The sequence below is a fragment of the Thermostichus sp. MS-CIW-38 genome (assembly GCF_054058415.1).
Map to the genome: position 1 here is coordinate 1 of NZ_JBSSAH010000050.1, position 20,733 is coordinate 20,733.

At 54.1% G+C, this 20,733-nt stretch carries 20 protein-coding genes and 1 tRNA gene; 10 read left to right on the plus strand and 11 right to left on the minus strand.

Annotation, left to right across the window (positions count from 1 at the left end):
- Positions 1-350: 350 nt before the first annotated feature.
- Positions 351-1,892 carry a glycogen synthase GlgA gene (glgA, locus tag ACVWXZ_RS12910; protein ID WP_414373622.1) on the plus strand — a complete coding sequence of 514 codons (1,542 nt, stop codon included), beginning with the start codon at positions 351-353 and terminating at the stop codon, positions 1,890-1,892.
- 45 nt (positions 1,893-1,937) lie between these two features.
- Positions 1,938-2,558 (plus strand): hypothetical protein, encoded by a 621-nt coding sequence (locus ACVWXZ_RS12915; protein ID WP_414357398.1) that lies wholly within the window; start codon positions 1,938-1,940, stop codon positions 2,556-2,558.
- Here ACVWXZ_RS12915 and rsmD read toward each other — a convergent pair.
- From rsmD to ACVWXZ_RS12930, 3 genes are read right to left on the minus strand one after another with little or no spacing between them, the layout of a single operon-like run.
- A complete protein-coding gene (rsmD, locus tag ACVWXZ_RS12920) occupies positions 2,555-3,106 on the minus strand; it encodes a 16S rRNA (guanine(966)-N(2))-methyltransferase RsmD (protein ID WP_457482600.1) in 552 nt (183 codons plus the stop codon). The genes ACVWXZ_RS12915 and rsmD overlap by 4 nt on opposite strands.
- 9 nt (positions 3,107-3,115) lie before the next feature.
- Entirely contained in the window at positions 3,116-4,003 is an 888-nt protein-coding gene (locus ACVWXZ_RS12925) for a Sll0314/Alr1548 family TPR repeat-containing protein (protein ID WP_457398614.1), read from the minus strand.
- Positions 4,004-4,042: 39 nt separating this feature from the next.
- Positions 4,043-4,804: a HEAT repeat domain-containing protein gene (locus ACVWXZ_RS12930; protein ID WP_457482601.1), complete on the minus strand. Its 762-nt coding sequence runs from the start codon at positions 4,802-4,804 to the stop codon at positions 4,043-4,045.
- A 385-nt stretch (positions 4,805-5,189) separates the two neighbouring features.
- Here ACVWXZ_RS12930 and ACVWXZ_RS12935 point away from each other — a divergent pair, with 385 nt between their 5' ends.
- Both ACVWXZ_RS12935 and ACVWXZ_RS12940 read left to right on the plus strand, forming a co-directional pair.
- Entirely contained in the window at positions 5,190-5,804 is a 615-nt protein-coding gene (locus ACVWXZ_RS12935; protein WP_414357404.1) for a Uma2 family endonuclease, read from the plus strand.
- 194 nt (positions 5,805-5,998) lie between these two features.
- Complete coding sequence (locus tag ACVWXZ_RS12940; RefSeq protein WP_457441884.1) at positions 5,999-6,613, plus strand: Uma2 family endonuclease; 615 nt, start codon at positions 5,999-6,001, stop codon at positions 6,611-6,613.
- 94 nt (positions 6,614-6,707) lie between these two features.
- Here ACVWXZ_RS12940 and ACVWXZ_RS12945 read toward each other — a convergent pair whose 3' ends face one another.
- Positions 6,708-9,419: a phospholipase D-like domain-containing anti-phage protein gene (locus ACVWXZ_RS12945; protein WP_457482602.1), complete on the minus strand. Its 2,712-nt coding sequence runs from the start codon at positions 9,417-9,419 to the stop codon at positions 6,708-6,710.
- A 102-nt stretch (positions 9,420-9,521) separates the two neighbouring features.
- Here ACVWXZ_RS12945 and ACVWXZ_RS12950 point away from each other — a divergent pair, with 102 nt between their 5' ends.
- Positions 9,522-10,037: a nucleotidyltransferase domain-containing protein gene (locus ACVWXZ_RS12950; protein ID WP_457482603.1), complete on the plus strand. Its 516-nt coding sequence runs from the start codon at positions 9,522-9,524 to the stop codon at positions 10,035-10,037.
- A complete protein-coding gene (locus tag ACVWXZ_RS12955) occupies positions 9,997-10,452 on the plus strand; it encodes a HEPN domain-containing protein (protein ID WP_457482604.1) in 456 nt (151 codons plus the stop codon). Before ACVWXZ_RS12950 ends, ACVWXZ_RS12955 begins: the two co-directional genes overlap by 41 nt.
- 21 nt (positions 10,453-10,473) lie before the next feature.
- Here ACVWXZ_RS12955 and ACVWXZ_RS12960 read toward each other — a convergent pair whose 3' ends face one another.
- Complete coding sequence (locus tag ACVWXZ_RS12960; protein ID WP_457482605.1) at positions 10,474-13,278, minus strand: anti-phage-associated DUF1156 domain-containing protein; 2,805 nt, start codon at positions 13,276-13,278, stop codon at positions 10,474-10,476.
- Between the two features lie 52 nt (positions 13,279-13,330).
- On the opposite strand from ACVWXZ_RS12960, the gene ACVWXZ_RS12965 reads away from it, so the two are divergent.
- Positions 13,331-13,570: a DUF433 domain-containing protein gene (locus ACVWXZ_RS12965; RefSeq protein ID WP_457482606.1), complete on the plus strand. Its 240-nt coding sequence runs from the start codon at positions 13,331-13,333 to the stop codon at positions 13,568-13,570.
- The gene (locus ACVWXZ_RS12970) at positions 13,570-13,923 is read left to right on the plus strand and encodes a DUF5615 family PIN-like protein (RefSeq protein ID WP_457482607.1); all 354 of its coding nucleotides are present in this window, start codon (positions 13,570-13,572) and stop codon (positions 13,921-13,923) included. Before ACVWXZ_RS12965 ends, ACVWXZ_RS12970 begins: the two co-directional genes overlap by 1 nt.
- 77 nt (positions 13,924-14,000) lie before the next feature.
- Here the strand turns inward: ACVWXZ_RS12970 and ACVWXZ_RS12975 are convergent, their stop codons facing one another.
- From ACVWXZ_RS12975 to ACVWXZ_RS13000, 6 genes are all read right to left on the minus strand, one after another.
- Complete coding sequence (locus ACVWXZ_RS12975; RefSeq protein ID WP_041437369.1) at positions 14,001-14,219, minus strand: hypothetical protein; 219 nt, start codon at positions 14,217-14,219, stop codon at positions 14,001-14,003.
- Between the two features lie 41 nt (positions 14,220-14,260).
- The gene (locus ACVWXZ_RS12980) at positions 14,261-14,938 is read right to left on the minus strand and encodes an anti-phage-associated DUF3780 domain-containing protein (RefSeq protein WP_083757646.1); all 678 of its coding nucleotides are present in this window, start codon (positions 14,936-14,938) and stop codon (positions 14,261-14,263) included.
- Positions 14,935-18,015 (minus strand): anti-phage-associated DUF499 domain-containing protein, encoded by a 3,081-nt coding sequence (locus ACVWXZ_RS12985; protein ID WP_457482608.1) that lies wholly within the window; start codon positions 18,013-18,015, stop codon positions 14,935-14,937. The genes ACVWXZ_RS12980 and ACVWXZ_RS12985 overlap by 4 nt, the downstream gene beginning before the upstream one ends.
- 145 nt (positions 18,016-18,160) lie before the next feature.
- Entirely contained in the window at positions 18,161-18,355 is a 195-nt protein-coding gene (locus tag ACVWXZ_RS12990) for a hypothetical protein (RefSeq protein WP_011433320.1), read from the minus strand.
- A 70-nt stretch (positions 18,356-18,425) separates the two neighbouring features.
- Positions 18,426-18,510: transfer RNA gene (locus ACVWXZ_RS12995), tRNA-Ser, on the minus strand.
- Between the two features lie 85 nt (positions 18,511-18,595).
- Positions 18,596-19,066: a tetratricopeptide repeat protein gene (locus ACVWXZ_RS13000; protein WP_238376725.1), complete on the minus strand. Its 471-nt coding sequence runs from the start codon at positions 19,064-19,066 to the stop codon at positions 18,596-18,598.
- A gap of 237 nt (positions 19,067-19,303) precedes the next feature.
- Here ACVWXZ_RS13000 and ACVWXZ_RS13005 point away from each other — a divergent pair, with 237 nt between their 5' ends.
- The gene (locus tag ACVWXZ_RS13005; protein WP_414330041.1) at positions 19,304-19,936 is read left to right on the plus strand and encodes a DUF4384 domain-containing protein; all 633 of its coding nucleotides are present in this window, start codon (positions 19,304-19,306) and stop codon (positions 19,934-19,936) included.
- Positions 19,937-20,133: 197 nt separating this feature from the next.
- Positions 20,134-20,529, plus strand: a complete 396-nt coding sequence (locus ACVWXZ_RS13010) for a DUF4346 domain-containing protein (RefSeq protein WP_414330043.1) — start codon at positions 20,134-20,136, stop codon at positions 20,527-20,529.
- Positions 20,530-20,733 lie beyond the last annotated feature (204 nt).

Sequence of the window (20,733 nt, forward strand, 5' to 3'; positions counted from 1 at the left end):
CAGCCGATAAACACGAATCTGTCGCGCTTGAGCCAGTCATCGACGATGTCGAACCATCCTCGCTCCTGACGCACGCGCCCTACCGCTATGGTCATAGGACGTCTCTCCAGAACAATGACGACGAATAAAGTGCAATACAGCAGCGCCCACAACAGTTCTGAGCAGCACTGTCCTTCCATCTTACGAAAAATCAATAAGTTGCAACATAACCTCAAGATGAGGCGCTGCATCAGCTCATCCGGCGCAGGGATCCCTTGTGTTTTAGGATGGGAAGGGTTTTGGCTGAGGGCAACTGAGCCGGGATCCGTTCACGGCGGCGGAGCGGAGCCCACAACACCAGGGAGGGCAGCGTGGTTCAAGCCAGGATTTTGTTCGCAGCGGCAGAGGCAGCACCTCTGGCCAAGGTGGGGGGCATGGCGGATGTGGTGGGATCCCTGCCTGTCGTTTTGCGCAAGCTGGGTCAGGATGTCCGCATCATCATGCCTCTGTATGGCTTTCTCTGGGACAAGTTCGGCCAGGAACCGGGGCAATACCCCCGCTCGAAAGATCCCATCTGGTCTAAACAGGTCATGGGTCAGGTGGCCGATATTTACGAAAGCGTTTTGCCCGGCACCGATGTGCCCCTCTACTTGGTCAGCCACTACTGCTTTGCTCCCCACCGCATCTACTACGGCGAGGACGAGTTCTGGCGCTTCACCTTTTTTGCCAACGCCGTAGCCGAATTTGCCTGGACTTACTACCCCTGGAAACCCAACATCATCCACTGCCACGATTGGCACACCGGCATGATCCCGGCCTGGATGCACCAAGCTCCCGATATTGGCACGGTGTTCACCATCCACAACCTGGCCTACCAAGGGCCCTGGCGCTGGCAACTGGAGCGCATGACCTGGCTGCCCTGGTATTTTTCTGCCCACAACACCATGGCTGCCGGGATCCTCTACGCCGACCAAGTGAACACCGTCTCGCCCACCTATGCGATGGAAATTCGCACCCCTCTGCATGGGGAAGGACTGCAGGACTTGTTGGCCTGGAAAGGGGAACGGTTGCGAGGAATTTTGAATGGGATCGACATCGATAGGTTTGATCCCCGCACCGACCCAGACCTAGAAGCCAATTTCAGCATCGATGATCTCAGCGGGCGGGCGACCAACAAAGCCACGCTACAGGCCAAGTTGGGCTTGACCGTTAACCCAGATACCTTCCTGATGGGCATGGTGGCCCGTTTGGTGGAGCAAAAAGGGATCGACTTGCTCATCCAAGCCCTGGATCGCTTTTTGACCTACAGCGACGCGCAATTCGTTTTGCTGGGAGGCAGCGGCGAAGCCTACTACGAAGGGCGGATCCGGGAGATGGCCGAGCGGCACCCGGGCAAAATGGCCTACCAAAAAGGCTACCAACCCAAGCTGGCCCAGTTGATCTACGGGGGGGCAGATGCGTTTTTGATGCCCAGCCGCTTTGAGCCCTGCGGCATCAGCCAAATGATCGCCATGCGCTATGGGTGTGTGCCCATCGTCCGCCGCACGGGAGGGCTGGTGGATACCGTCAGCCACCACATCCCCAGCAAGGGGATCGGCACCGGCTACTGCTTTGACCGCTACGAAGCCCTGGACTTCTACACCTGTCTGGCGCGGGCTTGGGAAGCCTTCCAGCACAAAGAAACTTGGCAAGCGCTGCAGAAGCGGGGCATGGCCAGCGATTTCAGTTGGCACCGCTCAGCGCTGGAATACCTGCGCATGTATGAGCTGATTCTCAACCTACCGCTGCTGCCGGAAAAGCCTCCAGAGCCACCCAACTCGCCCAGCTCCTCTCCGCCCAAGCTCAAGAAGCCCATCTCCTCCCAGCCTCGCTCCAAAGGGATCCCTGAGCTGCAGCAAAGACCCGAGGAGTAGGGTAGAGTGGAACGGGTCAAAAAAGGTTTTGGGGGTTACCCGCACATGATCGGACGACGTCCCGCTGTTGCTTCCCAAGGCTGTCGCCAGGACGCCATCGCACAGGGGCTCAGCCTTCTGCGCCGTTCTTGGGCGCGGTTGGTTTTCGGCGTACTGCTCGGCCTCATCTTGGGTGTGGGCTCCACCTTCTGGGCCACCGCTCAGCAGCTCCCTGCCGGACAGCAGCTTATTCCCAATCCGCAGCAGTTTCGCGCCCTAGAGCAACCCAGCAGCGCCCTCAGCGCGTTGCGAGCCGAACAACTGGCCGCCGAAGCCGATGCCGCCATCCAAGCGCAAAACTACGACCAGGCTGTCGAGCTGCTGCAACAGGTGTTCAACGCCTACAACCAGCGCTCCAACTACCACCAAGATCTCTCCCGCGCCTTCGCCGGGATCCAAAACCGCATCTCCGAAGAACAGCGGGAGCTGGCCCGTGTTGCCGCCCAAGCCCGGGATCAAGCCGCCTACGATTTGGCCGTGGTCTATCGCGCCGCCGGGCGACCGGAAGAGGCTGTGGGCTGGCTGATCCAGGTCATCAACAGCCAGGGCCCAACCCGCGAGCTGGGCACCCAAGCCTACCAGCAGCTCTTGGAAATCGGCTTCGTCAGCACTCCCTTCCCCAGCTAGAGCTGCTCTTCCAGATGGCGATAGAAGGCGAGGGCCGTTTGCCCATAGGTTCGTTGGTCAAAGCGCAGCAGGGATCCCACCTGGTCTGGTAGCTTCTGGCCGCTGCGATGCTCGACGATCAGGGTTCCGCCTGGCTTGAGCAAGGGCGGGATCAGGGGCAGGAGCGGGGCGTACAGACCGGCCTCGTAGGGAGGAGCAAAGTACACGTAATCAAATGGCTCCAAGTTCAGGCCGCGGCTGAGCAGCTTGCGGGCATCTCCCTGAATGACCTGGAAAGATTGCCCCAGCTGCGCCACCTTGGCCCAGTTGGCTCGGATGATGCGGCAGGCAGGGGCGGCAATCTCGATCCCGGCCACAAAAGCGGCCCCCTGACACAGGGCTTCTGCCCCCACCGTACCGGCCCCACAGCACAGATCCAGCCAGCGACAGCCTTCCACCTGCCCTTGCAAGATGTTGAACAAGGCCTGCCTCACCCGGCCAGGGGTGGGTCGGGTGCCCAAGCCAGTGGGAGTTTGCAGCGCTCGTTTGCCGCTGATGCGCAGGCTCATGGGATCCCTTCAGGGGCTAGGCGTGGCCGGCAACTGGCCGGTCAACCCACTGCGCTGGGCGGCGCGATCCCGCTCCATCTGGATTTGCTCCACCAAAGGTTGGGGCAGTTGGGCGGAAGCTTGCAGGGCCTGATCGAAAAGGGGGACGGCCTCTCGGTCTTGCCCTTTGGAAACCAGAATTTGCGCCTTGAGGTAGTAAAGCTCGGGGTTGCTGCAAGAAGCAGCAATGGCTCGATCCACCGCCTCCAGCGCCTCGTCAAAGCGCTGCATATCCCGGTAGGCCAGAGCTTGGCCGCGGTAGGACAGATAGTCAGGAGCTGCCATCCGAAACTGATTTAGAGCCTTCTCCCGGTAGGTCAGCAGCAAATCCATGTAGCCGTTGAGCAGATTGAGCTCCGGATCGCTGCTGTCCACTGCTTGGGCGGCCCGGATGGAGGCAAACAATTGATTGAGGGTGGGCAGAGCTTTGGGCAAACCGATGACCACCCCATCTCGCACCACTATGTTGGCTGCCTCTAGCCCGTAGCCCACACCCTCGTAAAGGTTGCCACGCAAGGGATCCGTCTTTTTCAACTCGGCGGCCACCTGTCGGGTTTGAGTGGCCAACTGGGCAAATGCTTCCAGGTCTCCCTCCTGATAAGCCAGCGCCGCCAACAGGGCATAGACCATCGGCTCTTCGGGGGAGGCCTTCTTGGCCATTGCCAGTTTTTCCCGGCTCTGGCTGTAGCGGCCTGCACAGAAGAACTCTTCAAAAGCTGCCGCCACCTCCGGCCTGATGGGGCGGGCATTGTCCCCGCTGCGGAAGGGATCCTGCGCCCAAACCGGCAGAGCGGATCCCCACACCCAACAAATCACCCCCAGCAGTTTGCCCAGCCTGCTCATTTTGCCGATACTCATCCCCAGTGCCTCAACTCCCACCCCCATCTAACCCTCTCTTCAGCGCAGCAGTTGGGCAATCGAAGCAATAGCCGCATCTTGAACCAACTCATTGGGCTCATAGACCAGAAGATCGTGCAAGGGACCCAAGGCGCGCGGATCCCCAATTTGGCCGAGGGCACGGGCCGCCGCCTCCCGCACCACCGGCTCATCGTCCGCAAGCTTGGTCAGCAAAGCCGGCACCGCCTCCACCACCCGCATTTGCCCCAACCGGTAAATGGTTTGCAGTTGAGCCTCAAGAGGGGTTGCTGGGAGAGCAGAGCTGTACACAGAAATACCCGCAGAACCGTCGGAGGAGTAGCCGCCATAGGCCATCGAGATGGCCGAGAGAGCCTGCAACGCCTCTAGGGCACGAGATCGCTCTGCCCCGCTCATCTGGGGCAATTGAGCCACCAGATCATCAAAAGCTTGCTGCACAGGATCGACAGCCGCAACCTGTTGGGCAATGCGAGTTAATTGGCGATCCGCCTGCACCTGCTGCCAAGACTGGAACGCCGTCAGACCTGCCACTATCAAAGCCGCATCGGCCAGAATGGCCAGCAGCGCCATTCCTCCCCAAATCTTGCTGCGACGGCTGAGCCTTCGCATTTGCTTATCCACATAGACAAAGGCTTGGTGCTGCCGTTCCCAAAAGTCGGGGGCCACCTGCAGAGTTTGAGCGCTCAGATCGGGAGACAGAAGGTTTTCCTCGCGGGCTACCTCTAGGCTCTGTAGCCTTTGATTCAAGCGAGAAAATTGTTTCGTCCAGAGCCAAGTAAACATCAGGTCACGTCCTCTCTGCAAACCTGCCATCGAGAACCAAGTCTTGCTGACACAACATTGTGCAGGACATTGTGCGGGAACATTATGCGGGCTGTGCTGGCGTTCAGTGTCAGGCAAGGTTGGCCCACTTTCCCCTGGGATCCCAGAGGGGGAGCTTATGCGACAGGATAACAAAAGCGTCAGCTCCCCACCACCGGTCTTTACCCTAGAATCGCAGGATGCTTCTCAGTGTAGAGAGGCCGACGAAGGACGCAGAGAGGTTGACCGCGCTTGTGTGAGTGCTATGCACCGCTTCGCAACCGAGAGAACTCAAAGGCTACCGCGTCCAGCTTCCCGACACCCGGCTGACCGCTTGATCCATTCTGCCGCTGCCTGAGGAGATGCCATGACCACTGCCCTCGCCCCCCGTAAAACCCACACTTCAGAGGAATACTTTGCCCTGGAAGCTGAATCAGAGGCCACAGGCGGGATCCGCCGTGAATTTCGCAATGGGGAAATTATTGAGATAACTGGCGGCACACCCATTCATAGCCAACTGATTACCAGTGTCAATGCCCTACTTTGGCTTAAGCTAAGAGGCAAGGGTTTTTCCGTTTTTTCTAGTGATCTCAGACTTTACATACCTGCCTTCGAACAATATGTCTATCCCGATGGTATGGTGATCCAAAACCCAGTTCAGCTTAAAGAAGGGCGCAAGGATACTGTCACTAACCCTATCTTAATTGTGGAAGTGCTCTCGCCTGCCACCGAAAGCTACGATAGAGGAGCGAAGTTTGCTGCCTATCGCTCTCTCCCAACTTTACAGGAGTATCTGCTAATTGACCAAGCTCGAATCAGTGTAGAACACTACCGCCGCCAGGGAAATGTCGAGTGGATCTTCAGGGACTACCATGCCCTGGATGATGTTGTTACGCTGCCATCTGTCAACATCACTTTTTCCCTGGCAGACATTTACGGTGATATTGAATTAGAGCAAGATTCAAATGCAACACGCTCCTGACAAGAACCTACTCCCCCACTTGAAACGTAGATGAGGCAAATTGGGAATGCCTGAAGTGATTCTGCTAGATATCTACATCCGGCTCTGGCTAGGGTTACACGGCTATGCCATAAAAGACTATTAAAGGATGAGATGGGCGACAATGTTTGCAGAAGTATCTAGGGCGTTTTAACTCATTCAAGGGAGGAAAAACTATGACTGCTACCTATGCTGTGTCTTCTAAGCCAATGACTTTTGCTGAGTTTCTGGAGTGGAAACCTAACAGACGATACGAACTACACAACGGAGTTGCAGTTGAGATGCAACCCACAGGGAAACATGATGAAATCAGTGGTTTTCTTGCCATCGAATTGGCATTAGAAATCCGCAGGTGCAACCTCAACTATTTTCTAGGTCGGGACACCTTGATCAAGGCGCCGGAAGGCGATACTGCCTACGCTCCTGATGGGGTGGTGATTGACCGTACCGCCTTGGCCAGAGAACCCCTGTGGCAGAAATCCTCGACGCTCATCCACGGAACCTCTATTCCTCTTGTCATTGAAATTACCAGCAACAACTGGCGAGATGACTACTGGCATAAGCTGAGTGACTACGAGACGTTAGGTATTGCCGAATACTGGATCGTTGACTACCAAGCGTTGGGAGGTCGTCGGTACATTGGCGAGCCGAAGGTTCCCACAATCTCGGTTTTCCAACTGGTCAGTGAGGAATATCAGGCGCAATTATTTCGGGGCAATGACCGGATTCGCTCTAAAGTTTTCCCTGAATTAAACCTCACGGCTGAGCAGATTTTTCGGGCTGGAGCCTAGCATGGTCAAGGCACTTCCGCCCGTATTAACTCGTGGTCAGAGGCAACTTTTTCCAGCCCATTGGCAGAAGCATATCGAATTGGCTGATATATGGCTACCACCCTTCTGAAAGACGTTCCACAATATCCCGACGGGACAACACCTTTTCGCAGGTCTCCCATCTTGGGCCTTTGGGTTCAACTGTGCTTGCGTAGCGCAGCTCAAAAGCGTTGGCCTGTTTCTTGCGCTCTGTAAACTCCTGCAATTTGGCCTCCAGAGTTTCGATATTCTCAATCCACTCATCTTCGATAGTATCGGGCAAAGAACCGAACAAGTCGTAGCGATCTTTCATCCGCTGAGAAAGCACCTCGTATACCTTTTCGTCGTGGGTACCGTGGTACACCAGGTTGAGCATGTCCACACGGTCGCGGGTCTGACCAAAGCGCTTGATCCGCCCGATGCGCTGCTCTAGGCGGGAAGGATTCCAAGGGAGATCAATGTTGATCAGCGTGCCCAAAGTTTGGAGATTCAGACCTTCACAAGCAGCATCGGTGGCCACCACCAGACGAATGGTACGCTCTCGCACGGCTCTCTTGATATCTTCCCGCTCTGCGCTCCGCCATTCTCCGGCAAAAAACAAACCCGACTTGTGGGCGCCTGCATAGAGAGCCACACTTTCTTGAGGCAGACGTTGGCTCAGGTTGTTGGCCACCCAATGGGCGGTATCAAAATACTGGCTGAAAATGATGCATCCCAAGTCCAGCCAGTGTCGTTCCTGTAGGAAATAGAGGACGGCATCGAGTTTGGGATCCGTGCTCTTTTGGCTCAAGACGCTAACAATGCGCTCCAAATGGGCATATTCTGCCTCTAAAATCTCTGGAAGGTTGTCTAACAGCCAATCTTCTTCTCCGTCCTCCTCAAAAAAACGCCGCTTTTCCAGTAGTTTCTGAGCCGTAGATAGGCCGCTGGCAATACTGGAGCAGATCCGGCTTTGCATGATGCTTTTCATAAACCCAGCGGATTGGGTACGCTGTCTCAAAGCCCTAGCAAAATCTTGGGCAGCTTCATAGGCCACATCAAATTCGGGAGAAGTGAGCAAACCCAGCCCACAGAACATGGGCAATTGCTCTCCCTCGCTCGGCCAAATATCGACGGCAATTCGCTCAAGCAAGCCCAATTCTTCCAAGGTAGAGCGTTTTCGCAATACGGTATGGCGCAGAATTGGGTTGTGTCGCTGGAAAAAAGTCAGCCCCTGTTGGCGCTCTTCCAGGGCATCTCGCAGTTCTTGGCGGGTGAAGTCCTCCAATTCCGTCAGGGGCTTATCTGTGAAGTGTTGACCTTTGAAGAGCTTCAGATCGCTGCGGATGTGGTCAAACAAGGGATCCTCAACAGATGGCGGCAGAGGATTGCGGAGCAAATTCCAGGCAAAATGCTCGTCGGTCACTGCTTGTTGTCCTGTCAAGATGGGCAGGATCCTTTGCGTCTGCTGCCACAACTGCTGATGCCGTCGTCCCAACACATGCTCGGCACCGCTGTTGAGCACTCCCAGCAGATCCCACAGTTCCTCAACATGGGTTTGGATGGGGGTGGCTGTGCCCAAAAGGACGTGCTTGGACTGGCTGGCCGCCTTGCCCATAAAGTCCAAGAGATTGTTGGGTTTGGGATCCCTTACCGTGACACCACGGGTACAGCGGGCGCGGTGGGCCTCATCCAGGACAATCGTGCCAAAGCGTCGTTCCAAAAGGCATTGGGCTTCGGGGGCATTGTGAAAGATGAGACCCGTAGAAACAATACCAATTTGATAGGGGCAACGGCCAATACCTTCAGCACCCTTGGTTTTGATGATGTGCCCATTGGCATCTTGCCATACCTTGCGGTTGGAGAGCCACACAGCAGAGGGAATGCCCAGTTTATCTTTGAGTTCCACTTGCCACTGCTGGCAGAGGGTAGCCGGACAAAGAATTAAGGCTGGCCCATCTTCCAAAAGGCACGCCACCATCGCCGCAACCGCCAAAGACAAGGTTTTACCCAGCCCCACTTCATCTGCCAGAATGAGTCGCACTGCACCATACAGCTCTCGGTGTTCCAGGAACATTTCCACAAACGACTGCTGCCATGGTTTGAGAACCTCACCCCGGCGATAGAGAGGGGCTTCCACCAATGCGGCTCCAGGAACATCGACAGGTTGCAAGTCTTGAAGAAATACCTCTACCTTGCGAGATAATCGCCCCACCTCTTCCACAATCGCTTCTGGCAGAGGAACACTCCGTTCCCACAGGTACTGAAACTCCGCTTCGACCCAAGCAACCCCTTCTGGCGACTGGTCTTCCCAGACAATTTCGTAATGCTCTTGCCATCCCTGCCGCGTTTCGTTGAGGCTGCCGATAAAAGCAGATTTGGTGCCATCTCTTGCCTCAATAACACCTGCTTTGCCGTGGAGAAAGGGGGCATCTGCGGCTGACACCACTCGCACTTCCACTTTGCCGCTTTTGAGGATTTCGTAAAGTTGACGGTAGCGGGGGCGCTGTAATAGGCTGGTGATCGATTCTCCTTTCTCTTCGTTCCATTTTTCTTTGAGCGCCATTTCTCTGGCCTGGCGGGAAGCTTTGCCGATGGCAATATCCCAGGGATCCAGGTCGCTGTTACAGACGATCTGCACCTGCTCGATGTGTGTAATCTCTTCAGTCACCAATTCAAAAATAGAAGAGCGAAAGTACCCAGCAATGCGCTTGTAGGTGCGTGCCTTTGCCAGGCGATCTTTGAGAAAGACATGGCTGAGCCGCTGCTGGCGGGAACTGAAACGGCGTAGGAAAGAAGTGCTGGACATGGCGGGCTGGGGTAAAATTGTAACAATACTCTAGCCTTAGAATGAGCAGCCGAAGGCGCAAGCAGCGTCTTTGCAGAATAAGCTGATCAGCGCAAGGTAGCCATGTCAACCGTACAAGAGTCTGCAGGCTGTCAGGGCAGGGAGAAGCGCAGCATAGGAATATCCGAAGCACAAGCGCGGCTTATTCAAGAGAAAATTCAATCCGTCTTTGGCTCGGATCTGTGGGCTATTGTTGTCTATGGATCCCGCGCCAATAATTCATGGGTTCACGGCTCTGACCTCGATTTATTAGTAATTGCAGAGAATATACCCGATTGCAGAAGCAGAGATGACTTACTGCTTCCTACCTGCAGGGATCTAGAAAAACTTCTTGGCTTGGAGATAAACTTTATCTTGCTAAAGCCCACAGAGCTATGCAGGCCAGCCAGCTTGACTTATGAAGTGGCTACCAACCACCACATCATCTATGAAAAGCAGAACTGCATCACGCAGATCAGGGATATAGTCAATCAACTCATCTGTGACAGTTTAATTACGTATAAAGTATGCCGGGGGATCCCCTATTGGGTGAATAACGATGAGAAAGAAATTAGCAAGAGACTACTATCAAAGGGCTAATTATCGCATCCAAGCGTTGTCATTCTTCTATGAGGTTGGCGATTACGCTGATGTAGTTCGGATGTGCCAAGAAATCATTGAGTTATTCATCAAAGCTTGCCTAATCATTAAGGGAATAAACTACGGCAAAACCCATGACCCTGGTGGCCAAGTAGCAGAAAATAGAGAACGGTTCCCAGAGCTTTCTGACGAGGAAATAGCCTTGCTGGAAAACATATCATTTGAGATGCGCAAAGATAGGGAGTTGGCTTTTTATGGAGCTGTAGATATTGTCCCCTTGGAATACTACAAACAAAAAAATGCGGACAAGGCTATAGCTTATGTTAACCAAATAAAGTCGATTGTTGAGAAATACTTTAACTCAGATGCTGAGCTTGAAGGAAGCCCTGACAATACAACTTGTGAGTGTGAGTAAGTTAATCCTATAACTTCTTCTTCAACCCAAGCGTTCATTTCTGATAAGGGCGAGCAAGATCCCGGCGGCTGAGGACTCTTCTGGATAGCGGTGTTCTCGCTTGCGGGCAATGTATTGACAAAAAGCCACCAAATCATCCCGGCGCATGTGGTAGTTGGGCACTAAAGACCGCAGGTGTTCCATCACCTCATCGCTATCCGCCTCTTTCTGCAGTTCGTAGAGAGCAAACAAAACGGCTCGGAGTGCTGAACGCCCAAATTCTCCCTCAAAGCCGCTCTTCTTAAAATCTATGGCATTTTTGAGGCGGGCATTGTTGGGTTGTTGAGATGCCATCAATTCTCTATAATCGCTGACGCGAAATGCCTTGGCAAAGTTCTGGTAATTGTCGAGTTTCTTTAGCCCTACGGCTTCTAGCTCCATCATTTTGAGATAAAAGCGCTCTGCAGCACAGCACCCCTCCCACACCCCCTGCGCGATGCCTTCAGGTACAAGATGCTCATTGGCAACCTGCACGGCATAATCAATAATTTCCCGAACGATATCTCTTTCGCCTTTGGGTCGGGGGCGCAGGGCTGCTGCCACCATATCCTGTCCATCAATGCGCCGGTAGCCCGTCAATACCCGCAACGCTGCCGCATAACCTGCCATTTGCAAATCGGCATCTTCAAACAGGTTTTCGGTGCGCCCCTTGCCTTGGGTGCTTTGATTTAGCCCCACCATAGTTTCAATCTGATGGGCAACTTCTTGCCGCACCTCTTCCACCAGCTCATCCCGATAGGCAGAAGTATCTTGCAACCGCTTACGCGCCACCAGCAACACCGTGCCTTGCACATAACCGCCCTTTTTGAGTTCAGAAGTGGTTTCGGTGGCAATGTACCAAGCGGCTGTAACTTGCAAGCCCGCCCCCCACATGATGCTGGCCATATCCGACCACACTTCCGCATCCTGATGGGTAAACATCACGATTTGCAAGCCGTTGTCGGGCATGTGGTTCGCTAGGGCGCTATAGGCGGCAATCATGTCCTGCCGAAACTTTTCCCCTTTGCCCTGAATGGCCAACGCCCGCCGACTGTCCCACACCCAATCGGCAAACTCCTTGGGCGGATTCTTCCGCAACCACGCGATGAAAAATTCCGTGATCTCGTGGTAATGCACCGCATCCGCATACGGTGGATCGGTGATGAAAATATCACTAAAAGCATTACAGTTGTTGGCGGACAGAGCATGAATAACTTTTATTTCTCCATTCAGCAAATCCCTTTTATAAGAAGGAAATCTTGCGTTTTTATCTAAAGCTGTTGTCCGTATTGCATAAGTATACATAGTATTCAATGCCTGTTGATAGAATGTGTTTTCAGGTATTTCCCAGCTAGTATGCCAATGACATAATCTTGAATTCCAATCGAGAGCGCTAATTGAACCAAATAATAAAAATATTCTTGAGTTCTTGTTTAATAAACTTGATTGAAATAACTGATGTAAAAATATCTGCCGTGGATTAAACAAATGATGCCAATACGTCCAGCCCCGCGTACGAATCGGCTCATCGGTTTTTTCTCCAGGTTCAATCGGCATATCGGGTACTAAACCAGCTTCTTGCCAAGCGGCGAGGTTTTCTCTAACGATTTGCTCTACTTTGCGCTCTCGTTCTAGGTCGGCGGGGGTGACGCTGGCAAAAAAGGTTTCTTGACGGCTCTTGCCCAATGTTTCGGCGGTGATCCACTGAATGCAATACAGCCGTTCCTGAAAAATGTCGTCGGGGCGGGGCATAAAATCGTGCTTTTCCCAGCGGCGCAGTTTGTTGCCGGTGGTGCCATCGGGCAGGCGGTAATCGCCGCGAATGGTTTTGATCGGCGTGCGGTATTCTTCCCCATCCAGCACGTACACCAAATCGCCCTTTTGCACGGTGCCTTTGGCGGCGGCGGTCATTTCCGCTTCGCTCACTCCCGTGACAATTTCAATTTCAAAGCGTTTTTGGTCGTAATTGGGGATTAACTTCGCCACCACATTGCGGGTTTTGCTGATCACCCAACTGGGAGCCATTGGCACCATCCAGCCCGTATGGGGGCAACGGGTTTCTAAGCAATACAAATAGGCTTTGGCGCGGTTGCCCTGTTCGTCGTGTTCGATGCCCAGGGCGGTAATTTCCCGATCCACTGCTTCTGCCACTTCTTTTTGGGCTTGTTCGATTTCTTGGCGGGTGGCGGCATCGGCTCCCACGATGTTCAGCGCGCCCCAGGTGAGCATGCAGGCGATGGGGTTGAGGTCGCTGGCATAGACATCGCAGCCCAGCCGGGCCGCCTCAAAGGGGATTTGGCCGCTGCCGCAGAAGGTATCCCCCACCCGCGGGCGATGGCCAAACCGCAAGATCCCCAGTTGCTCCACCAATTCCGGAAAGCTGTGGGCATCGGTGCCCAAATGCTGATTCACCCGTTCCCAGATGGGGCCGTAGAGGGTGGCATCGTCGCATTCTTCCGGCCGTTTGCAGAGTTCCAGTTTTTCCAGGTAAGAGCGTTGCGCCAATTTGAGTTTGTCCCGTGGCGATTTCAAACGCCGTTCCAAACTGCTGTCGGCGATGCCCATCAGCAATTCAAAAATTTCCAGATCGGCTTCGGGGTTATCGGTGGCAGGCAATAATGCTCCCAACACACAGGCTTTGGCGAGGATGAGGGGTTTGCGCCCTTTCCAGTAACTTCCCAAGGCGGTGAGGGTTTGTCCCAAATTTGCTTTGCGTTCTTTTTGGGCTTCGGCGCTGATTTTTTGGGCAGGCAAGAGCCGCTCGATCAAACTCGGCTTATCTTTCCAAGCAAGGGGGATGATGGACAAGGGAGATCTCCGGCGATACCATCGATCATGGTAGCTCTTAGGGCCCTAAGCCGTGAACTCGGAAGACTATATTCATTCGGATCCCGATATTCTCCTGGGTAAGCCAGTTTTCAGAGGAAGTCGCCTATCGGTGGAATTTATTTTGGGGCTATTTTCGGCAGGCTGGACGGAAAAGCAGATTTTGGAAAACTACCCTACGCTGACTCCAGAAGCACTTAGGGCTATGTTTAGCTATATCCAAGAATGTATGCGTGAAATGAACTTCTACAGTTTTTCAGATAAAGTCAGTTGATGCAATTTCTCGTCAATGAAAATTTTCCACGCTTAAGTATCTGTCTATTGCGAGATGCTGGCTTAGATGTGGCATTGCTCTCAGAGGAAGCTCCAGGTACTAAAGATTTCGAGGTCTTGGCTAGAGCTGCACAAGAGAAGCGGATTATATTGACTTTTGATCGGGATTATGGAGAACTAATTTTTCGTTATTCTTCCCGAGAAAGAGCATCTGTGGTTTACTTTCGTTACCAGCCGAGTACGCCAGAAGAACCAGCTCAGCAATTGCTAAAGTTGATCGGCGATAAAAACTTGGTACTGGAAGGGATGTTTACTGTGATCGAGCGCAATCAAGTGCGACAGCGTCCTTTGTAAGTCTAGCTTGTCCAAATCTGGAATGGACTCTGGAAGAGCGTTAAACAACTTGCGAAACTGGGCAGTGGTGCGAGATTTCACAGTGTTTCGGGGTTTAATTCTTCCGTCTTGCCTGCTTGATACTCGGCTATTGCCTCGGCACCGAGTTTTGCTAACATATCCGCTGAAGAAGCAAAGGATTCTTCCCATCGCTGATCGTCTTCTAGCTCATCAAGAATCAGGCTGGCAATTGCATTTTGCTCCTCTGTGGGTAGAGCTTTTAACTTGCTAATCGCTTTCTCCAGCAGTTCTGTCATCATTTGCATTCTCCCAAATAGGCGGTTTTATCTAGTATAACTTAATCTCTTAGCTTTGTCGTGCCAATGGTTGCTTCACTATCCCAAAAGGGCGAGGGATCTTCTTGCAAGCAGGATAACAGGCTGAGTTGATCGGCTTCTACGGCTTCGCTACGCAAGCTATCGGAACAAGCTGGCTGGTATGGGCGCTTGACCGGAGTGGGCACACTCAGTTCCGTCAAGGGATTTTCTGTGAGGGCATAGCGCAGGGCTTTGCGCCAACCGATATTCCCGTGATCGACACCCCCTGTCGCCGCTGCTGTCATGGTGTAAAGCCACCAGCGCTCTTCTGGACGCAGCCCTCTCCAGTTGCGAATGGCATTGGGGATCGCCTCCGGTTTGGCCCGTTCTACTGCCCAAGCCAGCACCAGCAATTCCTTCCCCAGCAGACGTTCTACGAGGTTGCGGCCAGTTGTCCAACGGCTCGGATTCATTTTTTTCGCCCGCAGGCGGTCATTAAACTCTTGTTTGAGATCCTCAGCAATCTGGCTCCAGATAGACCGGCTGAGAACACAGCGCTCCGCAATGTCCGGCTGTCCGTTGATGCCCGCCTTGATGCCATAGACTTCGTAAATCAGCACAGGAGCGGTTCTGCCGGCAGGTATTTCGACCACAAAGTGGTGGGGATCAACGGTTTTGGGACAGCCGAACCCCACCGTCTCCCATTTTTTATCGCTCACTGCTCTACCTCTCCCGGCTCAGGATTGATTTCCAACCGATGCAAAAAGACTTCCAAATCGTGGCCACTGCTGAAGTGTAGCTCGTCCAAGCGCAGACTCACCTCTGCCGTCTCATTGCCCAAAGCCTGACGTGCTATCGCAATAAACTGCTCAATGTCTTCCGCTTTTACCACCATATCGCTTCCAAACCGGGTGGTGATGGCTCGGTTCCCTTCCCCCACGGTTAGGGAGATCCCACCCGCCAGTTGCACACCCAAAGCCTTGCTCTGATTGATGGCCGTATAACTCGCCTTATTTCCTTGCAGGTTGAGGCGCTTGTGCAGCTTAGCCGGTTTGTTTTTGTCAATCACCGGCCCTTTTTGGTCGAGCGCCGGGATCGTGAAGTTGCGAGTGGTGCTCACCCCTTGATCTTCGGCGTAGGCATAGATGGTAACGGCTTCTGATCCCTCTAGTTCGATGGGGCCAGTGTAGAGGGTGCCTTCCCGTGGGTTAATGCCCGTGGTGTTCCAGCGAATTTGACCACGGGGTTTCACGGTTAGCTCTACGGTGCGCTTGCCGCCGCCAATACGAGGCTGGTGGGTGAGGGTCAGCGTATTCTTCCAAGCATAGACATCCCCTGTCTCGTGCCGGCCATCCGGGTCAATGGCGACAAACCACAGGGCAGTGACATTGGTTGTCCAGATCGTATCGGGCACCACAGGGCTGTTGGCATCCACATTGGGCGTGTAGTCGTAGTGAACACGGCCATTTTTGCCCGCATCTCGAGGCAGAATTTCCAAGGTAGCCGTACCGGTGCGGTCATCGTATTCTCGCTGGGTGATGGCTACGGATGTGCGGGGGGGCGGAAAGGGCCCCTTTTCGATGTATCCATCTTCGGTGTACCGCCAGCGACCTTGGCTGACGGCTATCTGCCGCAGGGTATCCATTCCTTTGGGGGGCAACCAGGGCCAGCGCTCGTTGGTGATGGTGCGGGAAACCACGTCTCGCCAAGGGATACGCCGCTCTCCCCCTGCCGGCCACAACAGGTCTTCTGCTCGCGACAGCAACGCCTCGGCATTGGCTTCCACATCGACATACAGCTTGGATGCACCGACATCGGATAGGGCTTTTTCGATCTGCTCTTCAGCATGGAAGGTATTGCCCGTAAAGGTCATGGAGAGCTTGGTAGGAGTCAGTTTGCCCTTGATGGGGTAATAGACCCGATTGAACAGGCTGACCACAGTGGCGTTAAAGTCGTAGGCGGCTTGTTCGGCCTCTTCCTCCAGTTCTGCTTTGTGGGGGGATTTGTCTCCACCGGTTTCTTCCAGTACTCGGGCAACGGCCCACAAACGACGGGTTTTGTCTTCTAGGCTGGCCAGATTGGAGCCATCTCCGGTAACCACACAAAAGTTGTTCTTCTCGGGAACACTTTCCCAAAACTGCTGGGCCTCTTCTGGGGGTGTTTTGCTGTCTGGGCTGAGTACCAGGCACACCCGCGGGCCATTGAGGCGAATCTCATCAATTTTGGGCAGGGCTTGCACCTCTTGATAGGCAATCCGCCGTTGGGGTCGGAAAATTTCTTCCAGCCGCCGCTTCATTTCCGCATCAATTTTCGGCTGGGGAGCGTTGCGGGCACGGCTATCAATGCGCTTACGCAGGTTCTCGATGTTGGAAAAGTACCAAGCATCGTTTTCTTTGCGGTGCAGGTACCAGGCGTTGGCACGGAACGCTTGAAAAGCATCCTGAAATTCGCTGACATTCCGCTGAGGAGCTACTAGGTATTCCAAAAATTGCCCCTCGGTAAAGCCTTTCACGGCATCAACTGATTCAGACAGAGAGGCAGTCAACAGCAGGGCAGCAATCTGACTGGCAGCATCATGGCCCAGTTTTTGATCCACCAGTTCAGCGACAGCAGTGCCATTGGCCGCAATATCGTGGGCAATCGCTCCCTGTAGATTGCTGATTTTGTTGATCTCTTCCCGCACATCTGGGATGTTGAGGTTCAGATGCTGGCAACCGATCAGGTAGACATCGTTGCTGGGACGCTTCCATACCGACTGGATTATTTTTGAAACAAACTGCATCAAGCCGCGAGTTTGACGGTAGCTTTCGTTTTCCTTAAATAGGGCAATGATGTGCTTAACCGAAGGATGGAAAGGGTAAGAAGCATGAATTTCGGCGGCAATTTGTTCGGCAGTTTTGGCAATTGATTTGGCTCTGGCTGCATCTCCCAGCACTTTTGCGTAGGCAGAAGCAACTGCATCAATGGTTTGTACATTGGGCAGGGAGCTAAATAGCCGCTTGCGGAGAATGTCGTAAATTTCCGATGTGCCCAGGTCTACCGGTGTGATGGATCGCGCTTGGCGGTTGGTTTCTTGAGCGAAGTTACCGATTGCTTTTTGCAGTTCCCGTGAGGCTCCTTCGTAGCTGCCGGATAGGTTGGAAATGACAATGCAGCAGCGCTTTAACTTCAAGGCGGCACTCAGCAGGTTCGATAGGGCGTAGGTTGTCACTTGCGCCAATGTACCTCCGCCCACCATGCGGGTAATGGCGTAGTCGAAGTAGGGCGGCAGCTCGTCCAATAGAATGAGGGTGGGTTCATCTCCAATTAAATCAATCCAATCCTGCTCACTGGGGGCATCTGCTCCGTGCTGCCAAAATTTGACAAAAGCCTCTTCTTTCCCCAGTTGCCGGGCAATCTCTCCCCAAATAAACCGTTGCTCGAACTTGAGGCGTCCATTGATGGCAACCAGTTTAGCGTCGGCAAAAGGAGCATCTTGAGTGATGTCTGGCACAACCTCGGCACGCAAAGCGGCATCCCGCGCCAGCAACCCTAGGGCAATCATGGAGTGGGTTTTACCACCCCCCATCGCCTGTTTGAGTTCAAACACCGCTTGGTCGGAGCGACCTGCCAGCCGTTTGAGCCCCTGACGCAGCAACAGATCCATCCCGCGGGTAATGTGGTTTTTGGCGAAGAATGCCCGGGCATCCTCTGCTGTATGCTCGATAACATTCGACAGATTTTCAATTTGCTCAACTATGGCGTAGTTCAAGGCCATAGGATGAATTTGACAAACGTCTTTGACGGTGGGAATCATTGCGGCTAGCTCCTGCTACCCAAGATGGTGACCCTCTCTTCAACTAAAGGAACTGTGGGGGGTGTTCAGTATTTAGCAGAGCTGACACAGGCAGGCAAGGGCGGCTGTTCGATATTCATGTCCCGCCTTGTTTGGGATGCGACGGTCAGGATGGGGATCCCTCTGTGAGGATTTGGTTAACCTTTTCTGTCCACTGGGGATCTTCAGGTGCAATCACTATGCTCTTGGGTCGGGATCCCAGTTCCCGATAGATGGGCTCCACTGCGGGAGTGCCCCGCAACTGCCAAGCTATGTCTTTGAGCTGTTGAGTGGTCAAGGTCGATAAATCAAGGATGGTCATGTGGATAGCTCCCCCTCTGGGCCAGTGAATCTCTGTAGCTTCGACCCGTTGAGCTTTACCTCAAGATAAACGGAGAGGGTGGGATTCGAACCCACGGTGGCGTCAACCACGGCAGTTTTCAAGACTGCTTCCTTAAACCGCTCGGACACCTCTCCAAACTGCTGGGATCCCCAGGCTTTACTTATGTTACGCAATGGGTTTCTGGCTGTGCAATCGCTGCCGACCACAACCCCCACAGATTTACCCGCCACTGCCGCCGGAGACCTGAGTGGACGCCTGATGGTTGCGAATGGCCCGCTTGACCAAATTGAGGAAGGCAAAGGCCCGTTGGTCGGTCGGATCCAAGCGCATCACCGCTTGAAAGGCTGCTTCCGCCTGTTGCAGAACGGCCAGATCGATTTGTCCATCCTCATCGGCTTCCAGTTGGGCCTTTTGCAAGAGGAGGGCCCCTCGATTGTAATGGGCTGCCACATGGTTGGGATCTGCCGCCAAAACGGCTTCCAGCTCTGTCAGGGCCGGATCCAGATAGCCGCTCATGCCCAGTACCCAGGCCAGCTTGTAACGAGCTTCGGTATGGGTTGGATCGGCAGCAACCGCCTGGCGAAACGCTTGGATGGCAGCCTGGAAATCGCCCGCTTGTACCGCTGCGATGCCTTCTTGGTAGCTGTCGTGAGCCATGAGCAAGTTGGGGGTTGACTGGGAAGCTGGCATGAGGAAGGGATCCCTTACCTGTAGATTAACCCTTGCCAAACCGGTGGCTCCCAATTCCCATCCCAGGTACCGAGAACAGAGCCGTGCCCCCGCTGGTTTACCGTCTTTTCCCTCTTGGGGGTGCCATCTGCAGCAGGAGAAACTGCCGCGGCAAGAGATTGGAGATTGCGCAAAGCCTGACCCGCATAACCTGCGCCCCTTCCTAGGATGAACATAGCCATTGATTGGGTGTGAACCATGAATGCCAAACTGCTTTTCCTACCGCTGGCTTTGGGGCTGTCTGTGGCTCCGACCACCGCTGTTTTTCCGCAAACCCTAGGCATCTACCCTCCTTTACAAAGGCTGCAACTGGCCGATACTCGTCAGTTGGATGTTGGCACCCGCTCCATCATTGTCAACCCCGTTCCTTCCGACCTGCGGGTGAATCTGGAGCTGGATCGGCACGGGTCTAACCCCATCTACCGGCCTGGCGAGCCGATTGCCATTACCCTGAGCACCAACCGCGATGCCTACGTTTACCTGTTCAGCATCCAAGCCGATGGCCGTACCCATCTGATTTTGCCCAACCGCTTTTCCGGTGGCAACGAGTTTCTGCGGGCCGGAGAAGTGCGCACCTTCCCGCCGCCAGGGGCCAGCTATCGGTTGACCATCGCTCCACCCTTCGGCCAAGCCCAGGTGTTAGCGGTGGCATCCCCCCGTCCGCTGAACTTCCAGGAGATTGCCTCTTTTGAGCAGAGTGGCTCCTTTGCCGACGTGCGGGTGCGGGGATCCCAACTGGGCAATGCCATTGCCCGCGCCATCATTGTCGAGGGGATCCCTTCCGACCAGTGGGTGACGGCCACCCGATTCTATCGAGTTGCCCCGCGCTAATCCAAGCTCTGAGACCTCAGGTGGATGGCCCGCACAGGATCCCCTTCATCGGGTATATGACCAGCCCCACCGTTCAAGCTGGGAAGGAAGTCAACCACCCCAAAGGCTGCCCAAAGATTGGGTTCATCTGCCACAATGAGAGCAGCCAAAGGTAGTCTCGGCTACGTTTCTCCTGTGCGGTTTTGGTCGGCCATTCTATGTCCCCTTCCTCCAAGCCCCTGAGCGAGCAGATTCGCAGCATTGACGACCATCTCTCCCGCCGCCCCCTGGATCTGGATCCGGCGGGCTATTTCGTCATCTACTTGGATCGGGAGCAGAACCTCATTTGCGCCAAGTACTACAGCACCGTCATCAATGAGCGGGGGCTGGCCACCGATCCGGAAACAGGAGCTGTGATCCCGGCAAAGGGCTCCGTCAACCGATCCCCTGAACGGGTGTATGTTGGGCGCACGGCCAAAGAACTGTGTGTACAGATCTTTGAAAAGGAGCAGGAGAGAGTGGTCTCCCAGCTCAGCCATGCGGCCTACTTGGGAAGGGAGTTTCAAAAAGCCGAAGCTGCCCTGATCTCTGGCGAGGAGTACATCCAAGACTGATCCCTTCCCAGAAAGCTCACCAAATTTTCGGGCTGGAGACCCGCACCATAGCCGCAGGCTTGGTGTCGGGAGGAAAGCCCTCCTCCTTATAGGTTTGCCGGTCAAAAGCCTGGATGAACTACAATAAGCCCATGAGCCAGACTATATCCGTACGTTGCAAGCTGATAGTCCCACAAGAGTTGCGTCAAGAAATTGACCGCACTT